Origin of the sequence: Flavobacterium rhamnosi (genome assembly GCF_048286515.1) — a bacterium.
In the GTDB taxonomy this organism is placed as follows: domain Bacteria; phylum Bacteroidota; class Bacteroidia; order Flavobacteriales; family Flavobacteriaceae; genus Flavobacterium.
In genome coordinates, this window is the sequence record NZ_JBLVPS010000016.1 from 26,926 (window position 1) to 53,622 (window position 26,697).

A 26,697-nucleotide genomic window follows, 5' to 3' on the forward strand; every position below is an offset into this window, starting at 1 on the left:
AAAATAAATTCTACGGTATTAGATAGAATTGCATAATTATGATAATATGTGAAAGTCTGGAAGTTTGGATTGATGAAAGATATGCTGAACTTTTGGCCTGTTAAAAAACGAATTTTAGGATGTTAAAAAAAATGTTCATAATAAAAGCTAATAGCGATTCGTTATAGAGTTCAGAATATGATACATTTGAATTCTTAAAATAAAATCACAATGCGTAAAATTTCTTGGCTCTTCTTCTCTACTTTTTTTATTATAACTGCTAGCATTTTTGCACAAAAATCTACCATATACACTCACGATTCGAAAGATTTTAATAAAGCGGTTTCTTTATTTAAAGATGCCCAGTATGCATCAGCTCAAATTATTTTCAATAAAGTTAAAGAAACAGCCGCTACTGAAGAGCTAAAATCGGATTGTGCCTATTATGCCGCGAATTGTGCTATTCGAACCAATCAAGCCAATGCTGATGAGCTGATGGAGCGTTTTGTTTCGGATTATCCGACTAGTGTGAAGCAGAATCAGGCCTATATTGAAGTAGCACATTATCATTTTAATCAAGGGAATTATCCGCAAGCTTTACAATGGTTTGATAAAGTTGATGAAAGTAATTTGAGTAATAGCGACCGAGATAAATTCAATTTCCAGAAAGGGTATAGTTTTTTTAATGGCAAAAAGAAAAAAGAAGCAACAGTCTATCTTAATAAAGTAGTAAACTCAGCTGAATATGGCTCGCAGGCTAAGTATTACTTGGGATTTATGGCATACGAGGGAGATGATTATAAGCAAGCCACAAAATATTTTGATGAAGTTTCAGGCGAAGAAAAATACAAAGAAAAGCTTTCTTATTATCAAGCCGACATGAATTTCAAATTAGGGAATTTCCAAAAAGCAATTGATTTGGGTCAGAAAGCAATGGCTAAATCAAATCCTGGAGAGAAATCAGAACTTAATAAAATTATAGGCGAAAGCTATTTTAATTTAAAAACATATGATAAGGCAATACCGTATTTAGTTGCTTATAAAGGAAAAAAAGGAAGATGGAATAACACTGACTTTTACCAATTGGGTTATGCGTACTACAAACAAAAAGACTATGAAAACGCAATTTCTCAGTTCAATAAAATTATAGGCGGAAAAGATTTTGTGGCTCAAAATGCCTATTACCATTTGGGAGAAAGTTACCTGAATACCGATAAAAAACAACAAGCCCTAAATGCTTTTAAAAATGCGTCGGAAATGGAGTTTGACGCTGGGATTCAGGAAGACGCAAGTTTGAATTATGCGAAATTAAGTTATGAATTGGGAAATTCCTACCAAAGTGTACCTGCTGTTTTACAGGCTTTTTTGAAAAAGTACCCAGAAAACGCGAACCGTTCAGAGATAGAAAGACTATTGATTGATTCTTATATTTCCTCTAAAAACTACAAGGAGGCATTTGTTTTACTGGAGAAAAATAAAACCCCGGAGAATAAATTAGCCTATCAAAAAGTAACGTTCTATAGAGGACTGGAATTGTATACGGATGGTAATTATCCCGAAGCTTTGAAAATGTTTACTAAATCTATAAATGAACAAAAGGACGCTGTTTTTATTGCACGAGCCACTTTCTGGAAAGGTGAAACAGAGTATGTTTTAAATGATTTTAAAGATGCTTTGTTAAGTTTTAAACAATTTGCAGGTTTGGCTCAGGCACCTACAACACCAGAATATAAAAATCACAATTACAATATTGCCTATGCGTATTTCAAACTGAAGGAGTACGATCAAGCTGGTAATTATTTTCAAAACCAAATAGAGAAGGTGAAGGACGATAAAGTACGTCTGAATGATTCCTATTTGCGTTTAGCGGATTGTCGTTTTGTTACTTCAAAGTATGGTGCAGCAATGGACGCGTACACTAAGGTTATTGAATCTAAAAGTGTTGATGCGGATTATGCTTATTTCCAAAAAGCAATTAGCTATGGATTTATTTCTAAAAATGACAAGAAAATTGATGAGCTAAATGGATTTTTACAATTGTATCCAAAATCAGCTTATCGTGATGATGCGCTTTTTGAACTTGGAAATACTTACGTTGCCGAGAATAAAAATGAGCTGGCGCTAAAAACGTACGACCGATTGAATGTCGAATTCAAGAAAGGTTCTTTTACGTCAAAATCTATTTTGCGTCAGGGATTAATTTATTATAATTCAGATAAAGATGATCAGGCATTAGTGAAATTTAAAAAAGTAGCTGCGGATTTTCCTCGAACTCCGGAAGCATTAGAAGCCGTCGCTACTGCACGATTGATTTATGTGGACAATGGTAGAGTTGATGAATATGCGAATTGGGTGCGTACTTTAGATTTTGTTGCCGTTACAGATGCAGAACTTGATAATGATACTTATGAAGCTGCTGAAAAACAGTATCAACAAAATAACACCAAGCAGGCTATTACAGGATTTAGTGGATATGTTTCTAATTTCCCAAGAGGGATTCATGCTTTACATGCTAATTTTTATCTTGCTCAAGCCTATTTTTCTGAAGGATCTGAAAGTAAATCTATTCCTAATTATGAATATGTAATTGATCAACCCAGAAGTGAGTTTACAGAACAATCATTATCCCGATTGGCTCAAATTTTTCTTAAAAGCAAAGAGTACAGCAAGGCAATTCCAGTCTTGTCGCGTTTAGAAGAGGAAGCGGATGTTTCAGAAAATAAAACATTTGCGCAGTCCAATTTGATGAAAATATACTACGAGAAGAAAGATTATCCAAATTCGGTAATTTATGCGGAGAAAGTTTTGATGAATCCTAAGACGGATAATAATGTAAAAAGTGACGCGCAAATAATAATAGCACGTGCGGCAATGCAAACGGGTGATGAAAATAAGGCGCAAGCTGCTTATGCAAAAGTTATGACGATTGCTAAAGGAGAATTGGCAGCCGAAGCGCTATATTATGACGCTTATTTTAAAAATAAAGAAGGAAAGTTTGAAATATCAAATATTGCAGTTCAAAAATTAGCAAAGAATTATTCGAGCTATAAATATTTTGGGGCTAAAGGATTAGTCTTGATGGCAAAAAACTTTTATGGATTGAAGGACAGTTATCAGGCAACATACATTTTAGAAAATGTAATCCAGAATTTTACTGATTTTTCAGATGTTATTTCAGAAGCACAAACTGAACTGGACTACATTAAAACGGAAGAATCTAAGACAAATTCATCGATTGTCAAATAAGAAGTCACTGATGATAAATAAGAAGAAAACAAGGAAAAACGGCTTTAAATTTTTAAAATAATCTAAAGCTAAAAAATATACGGAAATGGATATATCTTTTTACATCGTTGATGTTTTTGCAGAGAAAAAATATGCAGGCAATCAACTGGCTGTTTTCTTAGGTGCTGAAGACTTAAGTAACGAAGAGATGCAAAAAATTGCCCGTGAAATCAATTTTGCGGAAAGTACATTTATTACTAAGCTTGAACCGGAAAATAAATTTGCAGAAATTAAAATTTTCACTCCAGAGCACGAAATGCAGTTTGCGGGACATCCAATCATAGGAACCTCTTGGCTTTTGATGAATCGAATATTTGAAAATCAACCTGAAAGGATCAGGCTATCGGTTCCAATTGGTGAAATTCCAATTCATCAATCAGGAGATTTGGTTTGGTTGCAGGCGGCTCAACCGGAGTTTCTGGATATTTTTTTACCGGAGGATTTTTTATCCTTCAGCAATTTAGGAAGTACTGATTTTGATACTAAATTCCCAATTCAGGAAGTTACCACAGGGAGTGCTTTTGTGATTGTTCCTCTCAAAAATAGAAATGCCTTAGAGAATTTAATTCTGGATCAGGTTAAAATGGGTAAATGGTTGCATGCCCATTGTAAAACAAATCATAGAGCCTTGTATTTTTATTGTTTAGAAGAAACAAAGCTCATTAGCAGAATGTTATATATTGAAGAGAATCAGCTTAAAGAAGATGCTGCCACCGGTAGTGCAAGTACTTGTTTGCAGGCTTTTCTTTTAAAATATCATTCGCCTGAAATTCAAATTATTAATTATCAGGGTGATTTTATTAATAGATCTTCTCAAATTTATTTCGACGGGAAATTAGCGGATAATCATTTTGATATAAAAATTGGCGGGAAAACGCAATGCATAGCAAAAGGGGAATGGGAATTGTAAATTACAGTTAGTAGTGAATAGCAAGAATAAAAAAATAAAAAGAAAGAAAAAAAGATAAGAGAAGTAATGAATTGTAAGAGAATAAGCGTTTGCTTTATTTTAATTTTTCACTTTGCTCTTTAGAAAAAAAACAAAAAATATGAACATCAATTTCCAAAATAAAATAATTCTTAGTTTGTTTCTAATTGCTTACCAGTTCGCGTTTGCACAAAAAAAGGAACAAATAGGAACAGAAACAGTAAATGTTGTGAAACCGTATACGCCAACAATTTCAGATGCTTTCAAAGTGAAGGAAACACCTTCGCTTGATGAAGAAGAAAATACTAAAAAAGAAACGGTAAAATACACCATCTTTTCTTTTCCGGTAGCTTCGACTTTTACGCCTTCTAAAGGAAAAGCTGAAGTAGTGGAAAAGGAAAAACAAGGCCATTTGTTTAAAAACTACGCGACTTTTGGACTTGGGAATTACGGAACTTTTATCGGGGAATTGTTCGTAAATCATGACATTAATACTACGGATTATGTAGGTGGAATGTTTCGTCATCACTCCTCACAAGGAGGAATCAAGAAGGTAGAATTAGAGGATCGTTTTTACGACACATCGATTGATTTAATGTATGGTTCAAACCAGAACGATCTTTCCTGGAATGTAGATTTGGGATACCAAAATCAAATTTATAACTGGTATGGATTGCCTGCTGGTTTTGGCAGTACTTTATCGGCTCAGGATAGACAGGTTTTGGTTAATGGTCTAAAACCACAACAGGTATATAGCACGATATCGTTAGGAGGAAATTTAGAGTTTGATGAAAGTATTTTTAATAAAATGAGCCTTAAATTCAGTCATTTTTCAGATACTTTTGAATCTTCAGAAAATAGATTTTATGCTAAGCCGACTGTTCAGTTTGATGTTATGGATAGTGCTGTGAAAACAGATATAATTGTTGATTATGTAGCTGGCAGTTTCAAAGAAAATTATTCGAATACAAATACATCTCCTGTAAAATATGGTTTTACTAATTTTGGGATTGCTCCTAGTTTTGTAATGCAGGAAGACGATTGGACGCTGAATATTGGAGCTGGTTTGTTCTATAGTCTGGATAATGAGAACAGTAATAATACTTTTTTTGTGTACCCAAAAATCAATGCTTCCTATAAAGTTGTCGGCGATTTGATGATTTTTTACGCTGGAGCTGAAGGAAATTTAAAACAAAATTCCTATCAGGATTTTGTCGACGACAATCCGTTTCTCTCTCCAACATTAAATATAGCGCCAACGGATCAGCAATATGATATTTTTGCAGGATTAAAAGGGAAGCTGGCTAATAGTGTGAGTTATAACATTAGAGGTTCGTATGTTAATGAAAGAAATAAAGCCTTGTTTAGAAGCAATGATTATAATGAAAATACAAGCAATCGGGACTATGCTTTCGGGAATTCCTTCCAAGTGGTGTATGACGATATGAGGACTTTGAGTTTTTATGGAGAATTAAAAGCGGACTTTTCTAAGGATGTATCTTTTGGAATCAGTGGAACTTTCAGCAGTTTTACAAACGATTTTCAAGAAGAAGCCTGGAATTTGCCAGCTGTAAAAATAAATTCAAGTTTGGATTTTGATGTAACTAAAAAATGGTTCGCTGGTGTAAATGTGTTTTATGTAGGCGAGCGTAAAGATTTTCAAATTAATACGGATTTGGTATATATAGATCAGCCAGCGCCTATTACTTTATCCTCTTATTTTGATGTAAACGCAAATGTTGGATTCAAATACAGCGATCGATTGACTGCTTTTTTAAGAGCTAATAATATTACCAATAAAGCCTATCAAAAATGGTTGAATTATCCGGTTCAGGGTTTTCAAGTTACTGCCGGAGTAAACTATAAATTTGATTTCTAAAATAGGTTTAAGGGGTTAGTGGTTCAAAGATAAAAAGTTCTATGCCTTTTTTAAGACATAGAACTTTTTATCTTTGAATCAATATAACTTTTGCACTTCACAAAAAATGACTTTAAAACAAAAAATACATACTCATTATCTTCAATTAGTTCAGGATAGAATCGATGTTTTCAAGGACATGATTGTTGCGCTTACCGAAGACTCTAAGAACGACGCCAAGGGTTCTGCCGGAGACAAACACGAAACAGCTTTGTCTATGATGCATATCGAGCAGGAGAAACTCAATACGAAACTTAGAGAAGTGTTAACGCAAAAAGCTGTCTTAGATAAAATAGATGCTGCTACAATAGCTGAAACAATTATTGTTGGCAGTTTGGTTAAAGCCAATGGAATTTATTTATACCTCAGTGTGGCACTTCCCAAAATCAATATCGAAGGAATCAATATTATTGCATTATCACCACAATCACCATTAGGAAATAAACTAATGGGAAATACTATTGGGTTTGCTTTTGAAATTAATACTACAAGGTATCTGATAGAAGAGATTCTATAAATTAAAACACAATAGATTTACCGGTTTAGATTCATTAGGCTTAAGTAAAGCAGTTTTGATTGAGATGAAATTAGGATTTTCAACTTCAAAACTGGTTTCTTTGATTTTTAATTACGATTTAATTGTAAAACCTAAGTTTTACTTTAGATTTTAAACCAAAATTGCTATTTGTGTTTTAGGAATGTAACTGTTGTTGCATCTTTGTCACATCAAATAAAAAAAACAAATTAAAAATATATAATTATGTGCGGAATAGTATGCGCCTTTGATTTAAAACAAAAAGCTGAAGTTTTAAGACCACAAGTATTAGAAATGTCTAAAATTATCCGTCACCGTGGACCAGACTGGAGTGGGATTTTTAGTAATGAAAAAGCCATTTTGTCTCATGAGCGTTTAGCAATTGTTGACCCGGCTTCAGGAAAACAGCCTTTATTTAGCGAAGATAAACAACTAGTTTTAGCAGCAAATGGTGAAATTTATAACCACCGTGAATTGCGTAAACAATTTGAAGGAAAATATAACTTTCAAACCGAAAGTGACTGTGAAGTTATTTTAGCGCTTTATAAAGAAAAAGGGCCTCATTTTATAGATGAGATGAATGGGATTTTTGGATTTGCTATTTATGATGTAGAAAAAGATGAGTATTTTGTTGCTCGTGACCATATGGGAATTATCCCATTGTACATTGGTTGGGATCAACACGGGACTTTTTATGTAGCTTCAGAATTGAAAGCATTAGAAGGATACTGTACCAAAATTCAATTGTTTCCTCCAGGGCATTATATGACTAGTAAAGATGGAGAATTTGTTCAATGGTATAAAAGAGAATGGACGGATTATGATGCTGTAAAAGACAATGTGACAAGTATTTCAGCTATTAAAGAGGCACTTGAAGCAGCTGTTCACAGACAATTGATGAGTGATGTGCCATACGGGGTATTGCTTTCCGGAGGGTTGGATTCTTCCATCACTTCAGCTGTTGCTAAAAAATATGCGCAAAAACGTGTTGAATCAGGAGATGTCGCTGATGCATGGTACCCGCAATTGCATTCTTTTTCTGTAGGATTAGAAGGTTCGCCAGATTTAGCTGCCGCTCGTATAGTAGCCGATCATATTGGTACTATTCACCATGAAATAAAATTTACGATTCAGGAAGGTTTAGATGCTGTTCGTGATGTGATTTACAACTTGGAAACATATGATGTTACAACCATTAGAGCATCAACACCTATGTGGTTAATGGCGCGGGTTATTAAATCAATGGGTATTAAAATGGTATTGTCAGGTGAAGGAGCTGATGAGTTGTTTGGTGGATATCTTTATTTTCATAAAGCACCAAACGCAAGAGAATTTCATGAAGAAACAGTACGTAAATTAAGTAAATTACACATGTACGACTGTTTGCGTGCCAACAAAAGTTTAGCGGCTTGGGGTATTGAAGGACGAGTTCCGTTTTTGGATAAAGAATTTATGGATGTTGCTATGAGAGTTAATCCACAAGACAAAATGATCAACAGCGAACACAAAATGGAAAAATGGGTTGTTCGTAAGGCATTTGAAGATATGCTGCCAGAAAGTGTTGCCTGGAGACAAAAAGAGCAATTTAGCGATGGAGTTGGTTACAGTTGGATTGATACCTTAAAAGAAGTGGTAGCTGTAGAAGTTTCTGATGATCAATTAGCAAATGCTAAATATAAGTTTCCTTTACAAACGCCAACTTCTAAAGAAGAGTATTATTATCGTTCAATCTTTCATGAGCATTTCCCAAGTGATGCTGCAGCTTTATGTGTTCCACAAGAAGCAAGTGTGGCGTGTAGCACAAAAATTGCATTAGAATGGGATGAAGCATTTAAAAACATGAATGATCCTTCAGGAAGAGCAGTTGCTAATGTTCATGAAGATTCTTATATAAAAGGATAAACAGCATTTCAATTTTAAATTTTATAAATTAGTCAGACGTTCTCAATTTTGAGAGCGTCTTTTTTTTGCTTGGCAAAATATTGTCGATGTGATTAGTAAGAACTGTCTAGAAAGAGGTTTTCAAATGGGAAAAAGTCTAGAAGTAGCAAAAACGGGCTGATTTTGTATTTACGACCAGGGTTTAATGACAATTAATGAAAATAAAATCGTTAAAATGAAGGCTTTCAGCATCTGTTTAAAAGAGGTAAAACGAACTTATTTTCGGGTTAAAGTGCTTATTTACAATTTGTAACGTAGTGCTCTGGTTTTTGAAGCTATAAGTTACAATTTATATGTAAAAAGCTTTTTATTGATTGTAAATTTAAACCAAAACATGGCTTTGTGTTTTGTATTTGTGACTGTTAGTGCATCTTTGACTTACGAAAATAAGCAAAAAGATAAATTATAAAATTATGTGCGGAATATTAGCCATTATTGGAAAAGGAAAAGATGAAAAACTAGTAAGAGAACTTTCCAAAAGGATGGGTCACCGTGGTCCCGACGAGAGTGATTTGTATGTTACTGAAAAAGGTTCTGTTTTAAGTCATGAACGTTTGTCTATTGTCGATTTGCATTCCGGAAAACAACCAATACAAGGTACCAAAACGGCCTATATGGTACATAATGGTGAAATATATAATCATCAAGCTTTGAGGGATGGTATTTTGCAACACCATACTTTTAGAACTAAATCAGATTCAGAGGTTATAGTTCATCTGTACGAAGAATTTGGATATGATTTCTGTAATATGCTTGATGGAGACTGGGCTTTTGTTATCGTTGACGGCGATGACTTTATTGCAGGCAGAGACCCAATGGGAGTAAAGCCTTTGTACTATGGTTTGGATGAACGAGGAAGGATTTATTTTTCATCTGAAATGAAACCTATTGCTGATCAGTGTAGGACTTTTTCAACATTTCCTCCGGGACATTATTATACTCAGAAAACGGGTTTTGTAAAATACTACCAACCAGAGTATGAAGATTATTTAAAAGCAGATCAGGCCCTCGATTTAGATTTAATCAGAGAAACTTTGACTGAAGCGACTCGCAAGCGTTTGATGAGTGATGTGCCAATTGGAGTATTGCTTTCGGGTGGATTAGATTCTTCTTTGACTTCAGCGATTGCTTCTCGTTTATTAGCGGAAAGCGGCAAAAAATTACATTCTTTTTCTATTGGACTAGATGCTGATGCGCCAGATGCTGTAGCAGCGAGAAAAGTAGCGGAGTATTTAGGTACGGAGCACCATGAAATTCACTTTACGATTGAAGAAGGGATAAGAATATTGGATAAATTAATTTGGCATTTGGAAACCTATGATGTGACTTCGATTAGAGCAAGTACACCAATGTATTTTTTGTCGAAAGCGATTGCTGATATGGGAATAAAAGTAGTGCTTTCAGGAGAAGGGGCAGATGAGATTTTCGGAGGATATTTGTATTTCAGAAATGCACCATCAACAGAAGATTTCCAAAAAGAAACAATTGAGCGGGTTCAGAAATTATTTACTGCCGATTTATTAAGAGCAGACAAATCTACTATGGCTCACGGATTAGAGGCTAGAGTTCCATTTTTAGATAAGGCATTCTTAGATGTCGCAGTTCGTGTCAAAGCAGAAGAGAAAATGCCTAAAACGTATGGAGGGAAAGAAAAATATATACTAAGGAAAGCATTTGATACTCCGGACAACCCTTATCTTCCCGCTGAGGTTTTATGGAGGCAAAAAGAACAGTTTTCTGATGGTGTAGGATATAATTGGATCGATCAATTGATTGAATACTGTTCTTCTCAAGTTACTGATGCCCAATTAGCAGGAGCTGGAGCGGAATTTCCATACAATGCGCCAGGGACTAAAGAGGCGTATTTTTACAGGTCTATTTTTAATAAATATTACCCTCAAGTTAGTGCCGCCCAAACGGTTAGGAAGTGGATTCCAAAATGGCAAGAAAATCAAGACCCGAGCGGAAGAGCCAATGCTGCTCACGTTAAGGCAGATGTTGAAATTGCCAAAACAGGAGTTACTGTTTGAAATACTAATTTGAATTTGTATAAATGAAGAACGCTCTCAATTTTGAGAGCATTTTTTTTGCAGTTATATGAACAAATGTTAATAACTTAAGGGCTTAAAAAGGGAATTTAACGGTTATATAATTTGTGTTTTTATATATTTGCGTGTTAGACAAAAATTACATTTTTTTAGAATAAAATATATGAGCGAAGAAATCAAGAAGGACAGTTATTCAGCAGATAGTATTCAGGCATTAGAAGGAATGGAACACGTAAGAATGCGTCCATCGATGTATATTGGAGATGTAGGTGTTCGAGGGCTACATCATTTAGTTTATGAAGTTGTGGATAACTCTATTGATGAGGCAATGGGAGGTCATTGTGATACCATAGTAGTTGATATAAATGAAGACGGATCTGTTTCTGTTGAAGATAACGGACGTGGTATACCTGTAGGTATTCATAAAAAAGAAGGAGTTTCTGCATTAGAAGTTGTAATGACCAAAATTGGAGCTGGAGGAAAATTTGATAAAGATTCCTATAAAGTTTCCGGAGGACTTCACGGTGTTGGGGTTTCTGTGGTAAATGCATTGTCAAACCATTTGAGGGCTACAGTACATAGTAGTGATGGAAAGATATACGAGCAAGAATATGAAAAAGGTAAAGCGTTATATCCAGTTAAACAAATTGGAGTGACGAGTAAAAGAGGAACAATTGTTACTTTTTATCCGGATCCAAGCATATTTACACAAACTGTAGAGTATTCTTATGATACTTTGTCAGCTCGTATGCGTGAATTGTCTTACCTGAACAAAGGGATTACTATTACTTTTACAGATAAAAGAGAAAAAGATAAAAACGGGAATTTTGTGTCAGAAGTATTTCATTCTGATGAAGGTTTGAAAGAATACATCCGTTACTTAGATGGAAACCGTGAGCCAATTATTGCGCACGTGATTTCTATGGATAATGAAAAAGGAGAAATTCCGGTGGAGGTTGCATTAATTTACAACACAAGTTATACGGAAAATATTTTTTCTTACGTGAATAATATCAATACTCATGAAGGAGGAACGCATTTGCAAGGTTTTAGAACGGGTCTTACCAGATCTTTGAAGAAATATGCCGATGCATCAGGAATGTTAGATAAGCTGAAATTTGATATTTCGGGAGATGACTTTCGAGAAGGATTAACTGCAATTATTTCTGTAAAAGTTGCTGAGCCGCAATTTGAAGGACAAACCAAAACGAAACTAGGAAACAGAGAAGTTGTTTCTCCGGTAAGTCAGGCAGTAAGTGAAATGATTGAGAATTATTTGGAAGAAAATCCAAATGACGCTCGAATCATTGTTCAAAAAGTAATTCTTGCAGCACAAGCGCGTCACGCAGCCAAAAAAGCACGTGAAATGGTTCAACGCAAGACCGTAATGGGTGGCGGAGGATTGCCAGGAAAACTATCTGATTGTTCTGAACAGGATCCTGCAAAATGTGAAGTATATCTTGTCGAGGGAGACTCGGCGGGAGGAACTGCTAAACAAGGTCGTGACCGTGCATTTCAAGCGATTTTGCCACTACGTGGTAAGATTTTGAATGTGGAGAAAGCAATGCATCACAAAGTTTTTGAAAACGAAGAGATTCGAAATATTTTTACTGCACTTGGAGTTACAATTGGAACTGCAGAAGACAGTAAAGCATTAAATATTGAAAAATTACGCTACCATAAAGTAATTATTATGTGTGATGCCGATGTCGATGGTAGTCACATTTCTACTTTAATTTTGACATTTTTCTTTAGATTTATGAAAGAACTAATCGAAGAAGGACACGTATATATTGCTGCACCACCTTTGTATTTAGTGAAAAAAGGAAACAAAAAAGAATACGCTTGGAATGATGTGCAACGTGATCAGGCGAATGAAAGAATGGGAGGAAGTGCAGGAATTCAACGATATAAAGGTCTTGGGGAGATGAACGCAGAGCAATTGTGGGAGACCACAATGGATCCAAGTTTCAGAACTTTGCGTCAGGTAACTATCGACAGTTTGGCGGAAGCCGATAGAGTATTCTCTATGTTAATGGGCGATGAAGTGCCGCCACGAAGAGAATTCATTGAGAAAAATGCAGTTTATGCTAAAATTGATGCATAGAGCTACTTTAATCAGTGGTTTGTTAGCATAAAGGAGTGATTAACGGAATTAGAGATTGACCAAGAAAAAATAACCGAATAAACGTTAAAATATGAAAGTTACCATTGTAGGAGCAGGAAATGTAGGAGCAACCTGTGCAGATGTGATTTCTTATAGAGGAATTGCTAGCGAAGTAGTATTATTGGATATTAGAGAAGGTTTTGCGGAAGGTAAAGCTTTGGATATTATGCAGTGTGCTACCAATACCGGTTTTAATACCAAAGTATCTGGTGTTACTAACGATTATTCTAAAACGGCAGGAAGCGATGTGGTGGTGATTACATCTGGAATTCCTAGAAAGCCCGGAATGACTCGTGAAGAACTAATAGGTATCAACGCAGGAATTGTGAAAACTGTTGCTGAAAATGTATTGAAGCATTCGCCGGATACTATTATAGTGGTAGTTTCAAATCCTATGGATACTATGACATATTTGGCGTTGAAATCGACAGGATTGCCAAAAAATAGAATTATAGGTATGGGTGGAGCATTGGATAGTTCGCGTTTCAGAACGTATTTATCTTTGGCTTTAGACAAGCCCGCTAATGATATTTCGGCAATGGTTATCGGAGGACACGGTGATACTACTATGATTCCTTTAACGCGTTTAGCTTCTTATAACGGGATTCCTGTAACTCAATTTCTTTCGGAAGAAGTGTTACAAAAAGTAGCTGCTGACACTATGGTTGGAGGAGCTACACTTACAGGGCTTTTAGGGACTTCTGCTTGGTATGCTCCCGGAGCTTCAGTTGCTTTTTTAGTAGATAGTATTTTAAACGACCAAAAGAAAATGATCGCTTGTTCTGTTTTTGTTGAAGGCGAATACGGTCAAAATGATATATGTATAGGTGTACCTTGTATTATTGGTAAAAATGGGGTGGAAGAAATTCTTGACATTAAACTAAATGAGCAGGAAAAAGCCTTGTTTGCTAAAAGTGCAGATGCAGTTAGACAAATGAATGATGCTTTAAAATCAATTTTGGTATAGTATTGTAATTATAAAAGAGAGAAGACTGCACTTTTGCAGTCTTTTTTTTGAGATTAATCAATAAATAAATTGGTTAATCTTAGCGTTAATTATATATTTGCTCGGTTTAAAAAAATTGATGTAATTCCTGATATTCTTTTTTGGTTGCAAAAATCGTTGGCAGGGCTTATTTTATAAGGTTTAAAGCAAAAATAATAAATAAAAAATAATTAATTTTTAGTAATAATGCAGAATAAAGGACTTATTAAATTTTTCGCAATTCTCTTTGCATTGGTAAGTATTTACCAACTTTCGTTCACTTTCATTTCTAATAAAGTAGAAAGTGATGCAAAATCTTTTGCAGGTGGAAATCCTGAAAAAGAAGTAAAATATTTAGATTCTATTGGTAAAGAAAAAGTATTTAATCTTGGATTTACCGATTTTACTTTTAATGAAGTAAAAGACAAGCAAATCAACAAAGGTCTTGACTTAGAGGGGGGTATAAATGTTACACTTCAAATATCTGTTAAAGACATTTTGAAAGGATTATCTAATAATTCAAAAAACCCGGTTTTTAATAAATCGTTGGCTGATGCTACTGCAAATCAAAAAGGAAATCAAACTTATCTAGATGCATTTTTCGATGCTTTTGAATCAAATTCAAAAGGAACAGTGAAATTGGCTTCTCCTGATATTTTTGCAAATAGAAGTTTGCAAGGTGAAGGAGGAGTAGATTTTCAGATGACTGATGCAGAAGTAAAAAAAGTAATCAAAAGAAAAGTTGACGAATCTGTAGAAAGTGCTTTTGGAGTTTTAAGAAAACGTATCGATAAATTTGGCGTAACACAACCTAATATTCAAAAATTAGGAGAATCTGGAAAAATTCTTGTGGAACTTCCTGGTGCTAAAGATGTAGATAGAATCAAAAAGTTATTGCAAAGTACAGCTCAGTTAGAGTTTTGGGAAACCTATAAAATTGAAGAAATTGGTAACTTCTTAATGGCTGCTAATGAGGCATTGAAGAAAACTGAAATCAAAACAACTGAGGTAAAACCTGTTGTAAAAGATTCTTTAAGCGCTTTGCTTACTGATGCTAAAGATTCTACTGCTGCTAAAAAAGGAGAAAACCCTTTATTGGATAAAATTATTGGTCAAGGCGGAGGTCCGGTTTTGGGACTTTTCTCACCAAGAGATACGGCAGTTGTAAACGGATATTTGAAAAGAGCTGACATTAGAATTTTATTATCAGCGGATCAACGTTATGCAAAATTTGTTTGGGGTATTCCAACCACAATCAAAGATGCTAAAGCTAAAGATATTGAAGTATTAGAATTATATGCATTAAAAGGGAACAGAGATAATGTACCTGCAATGGCTGGTGGTGTTGTTACAGATGCAAGCGATACATTTGATCAAATGGGTAAGCCAGCGGTTTCAATGCAAATGAATGGTCAAGGAGCAAAATCTTGGGAAGAATTAACCGGTAGAGCATACACTCAAAAAAGCAATATCGCTATTGTTCTTGATGATGTAGTTTATTCTGCACCAGGTGTTTCCAGCGGTCCAATTTCGGGTGGAAGATCTGAAATTTCAGGTGCTTTTGATGTTACGGAAACGAAAGATTTAGCTAATGTATTAAGAGCAGGGAAACTTCCTGCTGCTGCAGATATTGTTCAGTCAGAAGTGGTAGGGCCGTCTTTGGGTCAGGAAGCAATTGACAATGGTACTAATTCAGCATTGATTGGATTGCTTTTAGTATCGCTTTGGATGATGATTTATTATGGTAAAGCAGGTTGGTATGCTAATCTTGCATTAGCAGTTAACTTACTTTTCTTGTTTGGAATTTTGGCAAGTATCGGAGCGGTTCTTACCTTGCCTGGTATTGCTGGTATTGTTTTAACAATGGGTACAGCGGTAGATGCAAACATCATTATTTACGAAAGAGCAAAAGAAGAATTGCGTTCGGGTAAATCATTGGAGGAAGCCATTAAAACTTCATACAGCTGGAGAGGTGCGATGTCATCAATTACAGATGCAAACGTTACGCACATTTTAACAGGAGCTGTATTGTTTATTTTTGGTTCAGGACCAATTAAAGGTTTTGCAACAACATTATTAATCGGTATTGTAACTTCTTTATTTACCTCTATTTTTATTGCAAGAATCTTTATTGATTGGAATATTAGTAAAAAGAATGATTTAACTTTTGTTACCAAGTTTTCTAAAAACATGTTTAACAATTTCCATTTTGACTTCTTAGGAGCAAAAAAATGGACGTATATGTTCTCAAGTATCGTTGTTATTATTAGTGTTATTTCATTAGCAACAAACGGTCTTGATGAAGGTGTGGATTTTGTTGGAGGAAGAACATTTCAAGTACATTTTGAAAAACCAGTTCAATCAGAGGTGGTGAAGGAAGAATTAGCAAAAGTATTTGGTAGTGTAGAAGCAAAAGTATTTGGAAATGATAATCAATTAAAAATCACGACTAAATATAAAGTAGAAGAGCCAGGAACTAAGGCTGATGAAGAAGTGAATAAATTGTTGTATAATAATTTAAAAAAATACTTCTCAGCTGGATTGACCTATGATAAATTTGTGAATGCTTATGATGGTAAAAAATTAGGTATTTTACAGGCTTCTAAAGTTGGGCCAACTGTAGCAGAGGATATTAAGACGAATGCGTATTGGGCTGTTCTTGGAGCGATGGCTATTGTGTTTTTATATTTGATGATCAGTTACAGAAAATGGCAATATAGTTTAGGCGCTATTGCGGCTATAGCACATGATGTTATTTTTGTATTAGGGATTTACTCTTTATGCTATAAATTTATGCCTTTTGGTATGGAAATCGATCAGCACTTTATCGCTGCTATTCTTACCGTTATTGGGTATTCCATGAATGATACCGTTATTGTATTTGACAGGGTGAGAGAATATTTAGCGGGTAAAACAAAAGGTACTTTTGCTGAGATTGTAAATCAATCTATTAATACGACCATGTCTAGAACAATCAATACTTCATTAACAATGATTGTGGTTTTATTAATCATGTTTGTTTTTGGTGGAGAATCTATCAGAGGATTTATTTTTGCTATGTTAGTTGGTATCATTGTAGGAACGTATTCTTCATTGTTTATCGCGACACCAGTACTTGTAGATACAATTTCAAAAGAAGATAAAAAATTGGTTGAAATACAACATCTAGAAGTTTAAAAAAAAATTTTTTTATTATATTTAAAAGATTCAACGAAAGTTGGATCTTTTTTTTTGGCTTTAAAGTAAGAGTCTTACTGTCCAATGACTATCAGATAGTACAAGTAATTTAATTGCATCATTATAATTAGTTGGTATTTCTAAAATTACATATTTATTGAAAGTTTATATTATCAAAGTTTCAAATTTTATATATTTACTAAATATTTGTTAAAGCACACTACTTTTATTTTAGATCAAATTAAAACCGACATATAATGGAAAAATTTATTAAGTCTTTCGTCTTTATTTTTTTGATTACTATTTTGTCTACTATAAGTACTTATGCCAAAAATAGGATCCGAGGGAATGAAAGTAATAGCATCGGAAGGGATACAAATTACTTATTTTCATCTTTAGAAAATAGAGTGAATACTACAGCGGTTTATAAAAACGCAGCGATAGCTTTTGCTCCACCAACTGTTTCTACTCCTATTTATTATTGTCAAAACAGTCCTGCTGTGCCATTAACGGCAACTCCTTCGGCTGGAGGAACTTTAATTTGGTATGGTACAAGTCCAGTAGCAGGAATCGGATCCGCAACTGCTCCAACTCCTTCAACCGCTGCTACGGGGACAACATCCTATTACGTAAGTGAAACAGTAGGTGGTATTGAAAGCGCCCGTTCTAAAATTGATGTTATTGTTGTTGCTAATAATGGTGCAGTCATTCTTAATTTTAGATGTGATCCTTCACAAATACCTACTTATTCTCTAGATTTTACCCCTCCGGCGACGGTTAATAATTCAGTTTTATTTGAATGGTCGAACAATCCTTTGATTTCAAATACCTACAATTATAGTTATTCGATAGAGGGTGGTCCTGTTAGTAGTGGAACTGTAGGTTTATCGCATTATTTAGTTCCTGGGATGTTGCCTGGCCAATCGGCTACACTAACCTTAACATCTGCAACACATCCTTGTGTTCCTGCGCAAACGATTACTTGTACTGTGCCTTGTGGCAGTTCAACAGTAACGCCTAATTTTCCTGCTATAGCGCCCTTTTGTGCCGGTGTAGCTGCACCTATTTTACCTACTACATCACCAAATATGATTACAGGGACTTGGTCTCCGGCAATAGTGAGTAATACGGCAAGTGGGAGTTATGTATTTACACCAGATTCCGTTTTATTTCCATGTGCTACAACTCAAACACTATCCGTAACGGTTAGGCCTTTAGTAACACCAACTTTTACCACGATTCCAGCTACTGTTTGCCAAAATGCAACGGCACCGATTTTACCAACCAGTTCCAGCAATTCTCCTGCAATTACTGGTACTTGGAGTCCGGCAACAGTTAATACAGCAACACTAGGACCCACTACTTATACTTTTACTCCCAATGCTGGTCAGTGCACTTCGGCTACACTTACCACAGCTACCATTACAATAGTGCCGGTTGTAACGCCTAATTTTGCGAATATCCCTCCTTTTTGCTCTGGAACTACTGCTCCACTTTTGGCTAACACGTCTCCGAATGGAATCGTTGGAACCTGGTCACCTTCAATAATCAATACTGCAGCAAGTGGAAATTATTTGTTTACTCCGAATGCAAATCAATGCGCAACAACTCAAACCTTGAATGTAGTGGTAACAGCAAAAACAGCTCCAAACTTTGCAGCTATACCTGCTTTTTGTACTGGAACTACAGCACCAATATTAGCAACTACCGCACCAAATGGCATAAATGGTACCTGGTCTCCAGCAGCAGTAAATAATACAGCAAGTGGAAGTTACGTTTTTACACCAGATGCAACGGAGTGTGCAACAACCCAAACATTAGTAGTGACGGTTAATCCCCTTATTGAACCTAGTTTCTTTGATTTAGAGATTTGTTCGGGTAGTGTAGCGCCTATTTTAAATGCTACATCACCAAATGGAATTACCGGTACGTGGTCACCAGCAGTGATTGATAATATTACTAGTGGAGCTTATGTATTTACGCCTAATCCCAATCAATGTGCAACCACAAAGACGATTAATGTTACCGTCAACCAATCGACTCTGGTAGATGTAGCCTGGACGGTTACGGATGCATTTTCAAAAAACCAAATAGTCACTATTGCTGCTACAGCAGCTGGAGACTATTTGTATCAATTAGATGATGGACCATTTCAGGAAAGTCCTGTTTTTGAATTTGTTTCTTTAGGGACACACTCGATTACTGTACAAGACAAAAATGGTTGTAGTCCTCCAATAACAAGAAATAATGTTTTAGTGATTGATTATCCTAAATTTTTCACGCCAAATAGTGATGGGTACAATGACTTTTGGAATATTTTTAGTTTAGATGGTCTATCGGGTCCCAAAATTTTAATATTTGATCGTTATGGTAAACTATTAAAAGAAATTAGCCCGAATGGGCCAGGCTGGGATGGAACGTATATTGGACAACCAATGCCTGCAAATGATTATTGGTTTACTGTTGATTACACGGAGCTAAACATTCCTAAAAAATTTAAGTCCCATTTTTCATTAAAAAGATAAAAAACACAAGAGGCTGTCCGAAAAGTAATTTTTCTAGACAGCCTCTATTATTTTAATGCTATGATACGGATTTAATGTGCTACTATAACCGGCTTTTCAGCTGTGAAAATAAAATACAATCCTATAAGTATAAAAGGGATGCTTAGCCACTGTCCTGTAGAAAGTAAACCTAGTTCATTTTCAAAGCCACCTTGGCTTTCTTTTACTGATTCTACGACAATTCGTACAGAAAATAAAAGAACTAGAAACATACCAAATAAATATCCAGATTTTAGTCTTGCTTCTGTTTTCCAATACAAGAAAAATAAAACAGCAAAAACAAATACATAGCAAAATGCTTCGTATAGTTGCGTAGGATGTTTTGCGGGCACTTGTTCTAATAGTGCTGCAAACTTTGGATCAGTTGCAATGGCATTATAAGCCTCATTTGGATTTGCTATTTGAGTCGCATTGACAGCATCTCTTGGGCTAAATTTATCACGGATAAAGCGAATTCCAAATGCAGATGTTGTTTCTTTTCCTACAATTTCAGAATTGAAAAAATTTCCCAATCTCACAAAAATGGCTCCGCTGGCAACAGGTATAACGACTCTGTCTAAAATCCACAATTGAGGTCTTTTTAAGATATTTTTGCTGTAAAAATACATTGCAATTATTATCGATATGGCAGCACCATGACTCGCTAAACCTTGATATCCTGTAAATTCAAAGTTGGGAGAGAATCGAAATGGCAGAATTATTTCCATTAAATGATTGCGATAGTATTCCCAATCATAAAAGAAAACATGTCCCAAGCGTGCACCAATTAAAGTAGCAAGCACAGTCCATATAAAAAGTGAGTCTAATTTTTCTATTGATTCACCTTCACGTTCAAAGATATTTTTCATAATGTACCAGCCTAATCCAAAAGCGATTACAAACATTAAGCTATAATAACGAATGATGAAAAAGCCTAAATCGATACCTTCTGATGGATTCCAAACGATGTTTAAAGCGTGTGTCATTAGTGTTGAATTTTTTTATTTGGTGTAAAAATAAAGATTTAAAGTAAATTTCGTATTTAAAAAAAGTTAATGTTTATGATTGCACTTTTTCTCAGGAACAGGATCGTAACCACTTTTTCCCCAAGGATGGCAACTTAAAATTCTCTTCGTACCTAAAAAACCACCATAAAGTAGTCCATGTGTTTGTAGCGCCTTTATCATATAAGAAGAACAGGTAGGCTCAAATCTACAGGCAGATGGCGTAAAAGGTGATATCGCCACTTGGTAAAACCGAACAAGGAGCACAAAAGGGAAAATTAATATTTTTGATAACATGATTTAGATTTTCGGATTTAAAGCTTCAATATTCAATTTTCAGTTTTTTATCGGCTTTTGTGATCAGAAATCGGCTGTCTAGATGCTAAAAGTCGTGCCTTCTTTTCCGTCTTTCAATTGAATGCCTAAAGCGATCAATTGATCTCGAATCTGATCAGACAGTGCAAAATTTTTATTGTCTCTAGCTTGCTTTCGCATTTCAATCAACATATTTACAGTTCCTTCTAATTTGTCATTATTGCTGTCTGAAACTTTCTCATCTTCCAGTCCCAAAACATCAAATACAAAACCAGTAATGGCAGCAGTGAATGTTTTTAAGTCTTGCAAGCTTAGCGTTTCTTTTTCTTCTTTTAACAGATTGATAAAGCGAACTCCTTCGAACAGTTGTGCAATTAGAATGGGCGTATTAAAATCATCATTCATTGCATCATAACACGATTGTTTCCAGGTACCAATATCGATTGTAGAGTTTGGACCGGCATTTAAATCTTTTAATGAATCTACTGCCTCCATTAATCTCTTGTATCCTTTTTCAGCCGCAACAATGGCGTCGTCAGAGAAGTCAAGAATGCTTCGGTAATGTGCCTGAAGCATAAAGAATCGTGCAACTGATGCCGAAAAAGCTTTGCTTAAAATGCTGTTTTCTCCTGTCAAAATTTCTCTTGGTAAAATATTATTACCAGTAGATTTAGCCATTTTTTTACCGTTTAAGGTAAGCATGTTGGCGTGCATCCAATAATTCACAGGTGTCTGACCCGTGCAAGCCTCATTTTGAGCTATTTCACATTCATGATGCGGGAATTTTAAGTCCATTCCGCCTCCATGAATATCAAAATGATTGCCTAAGTATTTTGTGCTCATGGCGGTACATTCAAGATGCCATCCTGGAAAACCATCGCTCCATGGTGAAGGCCATCGCATAATATGTTGTGGCTCGGCTTTTTTCCAAAGTGCAAAATCCTGTGGATTTCGTTTGTCGCTTTGCCCATCAAGATCACGTGTATTGGCCAGCATATCTTCAATATTTCGTCCGCTTAGCCTTCCGTAATGATTAGTTTCATTGAATTTTACCACATCAAAATAGACAGATCCATTGGCTTCATAGCCAATTCCTTTGTCAATAATAGTTTTGATAATTTCAATTTGCTCAATAATATGACCAGTTGCTGTTGGTTCTATACTTGGTGGTAAGAAGTTAAAAGCATTTAAAATGTCGTGAAAATCAACGGTATAACGCTGTACTACTTCCATAGGTTCCAATTGCTCCAAACGTGCCTTTTTCGCAATTTTATCCTCGCCTTCATCCACATCATCCACAATATGACCTACATCAGTAATGTTACGAACGTACCGTACTTTATAATCCAAATGTAAAAAATACCTAAATATGACATCAAAAGACATGAATGTTCGCACATTACCAAGATGAACATTGCTGTAAACCGTTGGTCCACAAACATACATTCCAACATTGCCCTCGTGAATAGGTTTGAATGTTTCTTTTTCTCCAGAAAGAGAATTGTATATTTTTAGTGTTTGTGTTTTGTATAAAGGCATTTTATATTAATTTTTTTAGAGCTTTTTCCCGGTGTCTGCAATATCTTTTTTTAATAAAGAAACCATAAAAAAGGTACTGCTTCGCAGAGGGCTAGGGGCTTTATCTGTTAAAATAGAATTTATTTGTAACTTAGAACTTTGTCTCTAATTTAATATAATCCAAAAATTCTCTACGAGTTTGATCTGTTTTGAATTTACCTCCAAATTCAGATGTAACGGTACTGCTTTCAATATCGCTGATTCCTCTTGAATTTACGCAAAGGTGTTTTGCGTCAATCACACAAGCCACATCCTCAGTGCCTAAAGCCATTTGTAATTCCTGAACAATTTGCATCGTTAAGCGCTCTTGCACCTGCGGCCTTTTGGCATAGTATTCAACAATTCTATTCATTTTTGAAAGACCAATAACAGTTCCGTTAGAAATATAAGCCACGTGAGCTCTTCCTATTATAGGCAATAAATGATGTTCACAAGTAGAATAAACGATAATGTTTTTTTCAACTAACATTTCGCCGTATTTATAGTTGTTGTCGAAAACGGAAGCATTCGGTTTTTTTGCAGGATTAAGACCTCCAAAAATTTCTTTTACAAACATTTTTGCTACACGATTGGGCGTGCCTTTTAAACTATCATCCGTCAAATCCATTCCAAGTGTGAGTAGAATGCTTTCAACGTCTTTTTTAATTTTCTCTATTTTTTCTTCATCTGAAATAGCAAAAGCATCTTCTCGTAATGGATTTTTTGCACTTGTACTAACATGATTGTTTCCTATCTCGTCTTGAAATTCTTCGTTATTTATCATTAAAAAGGGACTATTATATTGGGTATGTAAATTTAAGCGGTAAAGATAATTAATAAAAACTAAAGAATTTCTATCGTTTATACTATTTAATGATGCCTATATAGCAATCATCTGCAAAGCAGGATTTTCTAATTGCTTTAAAAAAGCAAAGGCAATAACTTTATTGTTACTGCCTTTTGTAAACTATTTGAAATCTTTGGTTATCAATTAGGATAGCCAGGTGTTTTTTCATTGTAATTATTCAGTTGCAACCAACTTTTTTAATCGGGTTGAATTATATACAGGAATTGCTTCTTTCAGAATACGAACAGCGCTAATCAAATCCTCTTTTTTAAGAACATAAGCGATACGCACCTGGTTTAATCCCATTCCTGGAGTCGAATAAAAGCCTGCAGCTGGAGCGACCATAACGGTTTCTCCATTCAAATCGTAACTTTCTAAAAGCCATTGTGCAAAAACATCCGTATTGTCAACAGGAAGTTGTGCAATACAGTAAAAAGCGGCTTTAGGTTTGGTAACAATAACGCCTTCAATTTTATTTAATTCCGAAATTAATGTATCTCTACGTTCTTTATATTCTGCAATTACTTCATCAAAATAGCTTTGAGGAGTATCGATGGCTGCTTCGCAGGCTATTTGTTCAATTGTAGGAGGGCACAAGCGAGCTTGGGCAAATTTCATCGCTGCTGAAATTACCTCTCTATTTTTTGTAACCATACATCCAATTCTGGCGCCGCACATACTGTAACGTTTAGATACAGAATCAATCATGATGACATTTTGTTCGAGTCCTTCAAGATTCATTACAGAATAATGAATGTCTTCGTCATATATAAATTCTCTATATACTTCATCTGCAATCAAGAATAAATCGTATTGCTTCGCGAGTTTACCTAGTTGCAATATTTCTGATTCGGAATATAAATAACCAGTTGGGTTACTTGGATTACATATCAATATTGCTTTCGTCTTTGGAGTGATTAATTTTTCAAATTCTTCAATAGGAGGTAAGGTAAAACCACTTTCAAAAACAGAATTTACGGGAACTACCGTAGCACCGGATTCTGCTGAAAAAGCACTGTAGTTAGCATAAAATGGTTCTGGGATGATAATTTCATCTCCCTGGTCCATAATGCTTCCTAAAGCAAATAAAAGTGCCTCGGAACCTCCAGTTGTTATCATGATGTCCTCAAAAGATACTTTCACATCTTGATTGGTGTAAAATTTGGCTAATTTTTTTCTGTAACTTTCATAACCAGCGGAGGGACCGTATTCAATAATGCTTAAATCAATATTTTTAATGGCTTTAATGGCTACTTCGGGAGTTTTTATATCGGGTTGACCTATATTTAAATGGTATACTTTATGACCCTTTTTTTTAGCCATGTCGGCAAAAGGAGCCAATTTTCGTATTGGAGATTCAGGCATCTGTTTGCCTCTGTTTGATATTTCTGGCATGATTTAATTATTGAAATGCAAATTTGCAAATTTTTTTCCAAATTTACCTTAATTAGTAAGTCAATTTGGTGTCAAAAATGCAGAATTATGTTGTATTTTTAGTAACTTTATAGAAAGAATTTTTAATGAAAAAGGTAATTATTTTGTTTTTTCTTCTTTTCAGCGCCTTGACTATTTTAGCTCAAGATGGATTTCAATTTAGCAAAAAGAGTGATAAAGTAAGTATTCCTTTTAAGTTTATAAATAATTTGGTGTTTGTTCCCATAAAAGTCAATGGTATAGAACTGAATTTTTTATTAGATTCCGGTGTTGAAGAGACTATTCTGTTTAGTTTGGAAGAGGATAAAAAAGAAATTAAATTTTCTAACATTGAAAAAATTACTTTACGTGGTTTAGGTAGTGAAGATGCTATTGAAGGATTAAAATCTACTAATAATATTTTGGAAATCGAAGGGCTAAAGTCCAAAAATCACTTGTTATATATTATTTTGGATGATGAATTTAATTTATCAGCCCATGTAGGAATTCCGGTGAACGGAATTATTGGGTATCATTTTTTTAGAAATAATTTAGTAGAAATAAATTACGAAAGAAGAAGGGTAATTATTCATAGGGATAATGAGAGAAATAAGAATAAAATTGAAAAAAAATTCAAGAAAGTTGACATTGCAATAGAAAGATCAAAGCCTTATATAATAAATACAATTACTATTGACTCTGTTGGTTTTCCTGCAAAATTATTAATAGATCTTGGTAATAGCGATGCGGTTTGGCTTTTTGAAAATAGATCCAAAGAAATTAAGGTTCCTTCTAATAATTTTGAAGATTATCTGGGGAAGGGGTTTAGTGGCGATATTGAAGGGAAAAGAGCTAGAATTGCAAAGTTTAAAATGTCGGAATTTGAATTTCTTAATCCACTTGTTGCTTTCCCTGATTCGAGTTCCCTAAGAAATGTGAAAATAGTTCCAGGAAGAGTGGGTTCTGTGGGGGGGGAGATTTTGAAAAGATTTTCAGTTATTTTTGATTACACTAATAATTTATTATATCTAAAGAAGAATAAAGAATATTATGATCCTTTTAACTATAATAGGAGCGGAGTCGAAATTCAGCATTCTGGATTACAATGGGTCGAAGAAACGGTAGCTCTTGAGACTGTTACTTCAATATCTAGAGACAATCCTTTTCCATTAAAGAATAATACTAACGATTTTAAATATAAATTTAGATTAAAACCGATTTATGAAATTTCACATGTCAGGAAAAATTCACCAGCGGCAAATAGTGGTTTGCAAAAAGGAGATTTAATTATTTCAATTAACAAAAACCTGACTTATAGGTATTCGTTGCAGGAAATCAATTCCCTTTTTAAATCGGAAGAAGAAAAATGGATTACATTAGAAGTTAAAAGAAATGGTCAAACTCTAAAATTCAGGTTTCAGTTACACGATATTCTAAAAAAAAAAGCGCCTTTGAATGATTCAAAAAACGCTTCTTAATATTTTAAATAGACTTTAATTCGTAATCACTTCCCCTTTTATCTTCAAAGCAACTCTTCCGCCGTCATAGTTTACTGCATTTGTTTCTACAGTAATTGTTTTGCGTATAGGACCAGGAGTCATGTTGTATTTAACTTCAATTTTTCCAGTTTTTCCTGGCAAAATAGGTTCTGTTGGTTTAGTTGGGACGGTGCATCCGCAAGTAGATAATACATTGGTAATAATTAATGGGGCATCTCCGGTATTTGTAAATTGAAATACTCTTATTCCATTATCACTTCCTTTGGAAATCTTTCCATAATCAATGGTATTGTCTTTAGCTGCAAATTCAATTTTAGCTCCAGATTGGGCAAACCCAATACTGCTTGCAAATACAATTGCTATTAAAGTAATTATTTTTTTCATTTTCATTTTTTTAAATTCTGTTTAGTAAAAGTACTTTGTTTTAATTAATGCACAAATTTTTATTTCTCTTTTTATAGTGTACTTAATTATTTACTTTTGTTCCCTATTGAAAGTACAAATATCAGACCAAAGTCTAAAAGATTATTTGTTGATTTGGTTATTCGTTTAATTG

The 26,697-nt window shown here is 34.7% G+C and carries 17 protein-coding genes; 11 read left to right on the forward strand and 6 right to left on the reverse strand.

The genetic code is table 11. The annotated features are described in order from the left end of the window. Positions 1 to 210 precede the first annotated feature (210 nt). The 10 genes from ACNQGN_RS13070 (at position 211) to ACNQGN_RS13115 (ending at position 19,488) form a co-directional block, all read left to right on the forward strand. Positions 211 to 3,225, forward strand: coding sequence for a tetratricopeptide repeat protein (locus tag ACNQGN_RS13070; protein ID WP_417988276.1), 3,015 nt, complete (start codon positions 211 to 213; stop codon positions 3,223 to 3,225). Positions 3,226 to 3,310: 85 nt separating this feature from the next. Then, the gene (locus ACNQGN_RS13075; protein ID WP_417988277.1) at positions 3,311 to 4,174 is read left to right on the forward strand and encodes a PhzF family phenazine biosynthesis protein; all 864 of its coding nucleotides are present in this window, start codon (positions 3,311 to 3,313) and stop codon (positions 4,172 to 4,174) included. Positions 4,175 to 4,313: 139 nt separating this feature from the next. Then, positions 4,314 to 6,071 carry a TonB-dependent receptor gene (locus tag ACNQGN_RS13080; protein WP_417988278.1) on the forward strand — a complete coding sequence of 586 codons (1,758 nt, stop codon included), beginning with the start codon at positions 4,314 to 4,316 and terminating at the stop codon, positions 6,069 to 6,071. Between the two features lie 106 nt (positions 6,072 to 6,177). Next, entirely contained in the window at positions 6,178 to 6,627 is a 450-nt protein-coding gene (locus tag ACNQGN_RS13085; RefSeq protein WP_417988279.1) for a hypothetical protein, read from the forward strand. Positions 6,628 to 6,870: 243 nt separating this feature from the next. Continuing rightward, positions 6,871 to 8,547 (forward strand): asparagine synthase B, encoded by a 1,677-nt coding sequence (gene asnB, locus ACNQGN_RS13090; RefSeq protein ID WP_417988280.1) that lies wholly within the window; start codon positions 6,871 to 6,873, stop codon positions 8,545 to 8,547. A gap of 452 nt (positions 8,548 to 8,999) precedes the next feature. Beyond that, positions 9,000 to 10,616, forward strand: a complete 1,617-nt coding sequence (gene asnB, locus ACNQGN_RS13095; RefSeq protein WP_417988281.1) for an asparagine synthase B — start codon at positions 9,000 to 9,002, stop codon at positions 10,614 to 10,616. Positions 10,617 to 10,797: 181 nt separating this feature from the next. After that, positions 10,798 to 12,741: a DNA topoisomerase (ATP-hydrolyzing) subunit B gene (gene gyrB / locus ACNQGN_RS13100; protein WP_417988282.1), complete on the forward strand. Its 1,944-nt coding sequence runs from the start codon at positions 10,798 to 10,800 to the stop codon at positions 12,739 to 12,741. Positions 12,742 to 12,832: 91 nt separating this feature from the next. Beyond that, the gene (gene mdh, locus ACNQGN_RS13105) at positions 12,833 to 13,768 is read left to right on the forward strand and encodes a malate dehydrogenase (protein ID WP_417988283.1); all 936 of its coding nucleotides are present in this window, start codon (positions 12,833 to 12,835) and stop codon (positions 13,766 to 13,768) included. Positions 13,769 to 13,993: 225 nt separating this feature from the next. Continuing rightward, entirely contained in the window at positions 13,994 to 16,963 is a 2,970-nt protein-coding gene (secDF, locus tag ACNQGN_RS13110) for a protein translocase subunit SecDF (RefSeq protein ID WP_417988284.1), read from the forward strand. A 257-nt stretch (positions 16,964 to 17,220) separates the two neighbouring features. Further along, positions 17,221 to 19,488, forward strand: a complete 2,268-nt coding sequence (locus ACNQGN_RS13115; protein WP_417988285.1) for a T9SS type B sorting domain-containing protein — start codon at positions 17,221 to 17,223, stop codon at positions 19,486 to 19,488. A gap of 71 nt (positions 19,489 to 19,559) precedes the next feature. Here ACNQGN_RS13115 and lgt read toward each other — a convergent pair whose 3' ends face one another. The 5 genes from lgt to ACNQGN_RS13140 form a co-directional block, all read right to left on the reverse strand. Further along, a complete protein-coding gene (lgt, locus tag ACNQGN_RS13120; protein ID WP_417988286.1) occupies positions 19,560 to 20,492 on the reverse strand; it encodes a prolipoprotein diacylglyceryl transferase in 933 nt (310 codons plus the stop codon). A 66-nt stretch (positions 20,493 to 20,558) separates the two neighbouring features. Next, the gene (yidD, locus tag ACNQGN_RS13125; protein WP_417988287.1) at positions 20,559 to 20,807 is read right to left on the reverse strand and encodes a membrane protein insertion efficiency factor YidD; all 249 of its coding nucleotides are present in this window, start codon (positions 20,805 to 20,807) and stop codon (positions 20,559 to 20,561) included. Positions 20,808 to 20,885: 78 nt separating this feature from the next. Then, the gene (gene cysS / locus ACNQGN_RS13130; RefSeq protein ID WP_417988288.1) at positions 20,886 to 22,364 is read right to left on the reverse strand and encodes a cysteine--tRNA ligase; all 1,479 of its coding nucleotides are present in this window, start codon (positions 22,362 to 22,364) and stop codon (positions 20,886 to 20,888) included. 130 nt (positions 22,365 to 22,494) lie between these two features. Then, entirely contained in the window at positions 22,495 to 23,166 is a 672-nt protein-coding gene (gene folE / locus ACNQGN_RS13135; RefSeq protein WP_417988289.1) for a GTP cyclohydrolase I FolE, read from the reverse strand. Between the two features lie 237 nt (positions 23,167 to 23,403). Further along, positions 23,404 to 24,624, reverse strand: coding sequence for a pyridoxal phosphate-dependent aminotransferase (locus tag ACNQGN_RS13140; RefSeq protein ID WP_417988290.1), 1,221 nt, complete (start codon positions 24,622 to 24,624; stop codon positions 23,404 to 23,406). A 125-nt stretch (positions 24,625 to 24,749) separates the two neighbouring features. Here ACNQGN_RS13140 and ACNQGN_RS13145 point away from each other — a divergent pair, with 125 nt between their 5' ends. After that, positions 24,750 to 26,120, forward strand: a complete 1,371-nt coding sequence (locus ACNQGN_RS13145; RefSeq protein ID WP_417988291.1) for a retropepsin-like aspartic protease — start codon at positions 24,750 to 24,752, stop codon at positions 26,118 to 26,120. A gap of 15 nt (positions 26,121 to 26,135) precedes the next feature. Here ACNQGN_RS13145 and ACNQGN_RS13150 read toward each other — a convergent pair whose 3' ends face one another. Beyond that, the gene (locus ACNQGN_RS13150) at positions 26,136 to 26,525 is read right to left on the reverse strand and encodes a DUF1573 domain-containing protein (RefSeq protein WP_417988292.1); all 390 of its coding nucleotides are present in this window, start codon (positions 26,523 to 26,525) and stop codon (positions 26,136 to 26,138) included. Positions 26,526 to 26,697 lie beyond the last annotated feature (172 nt).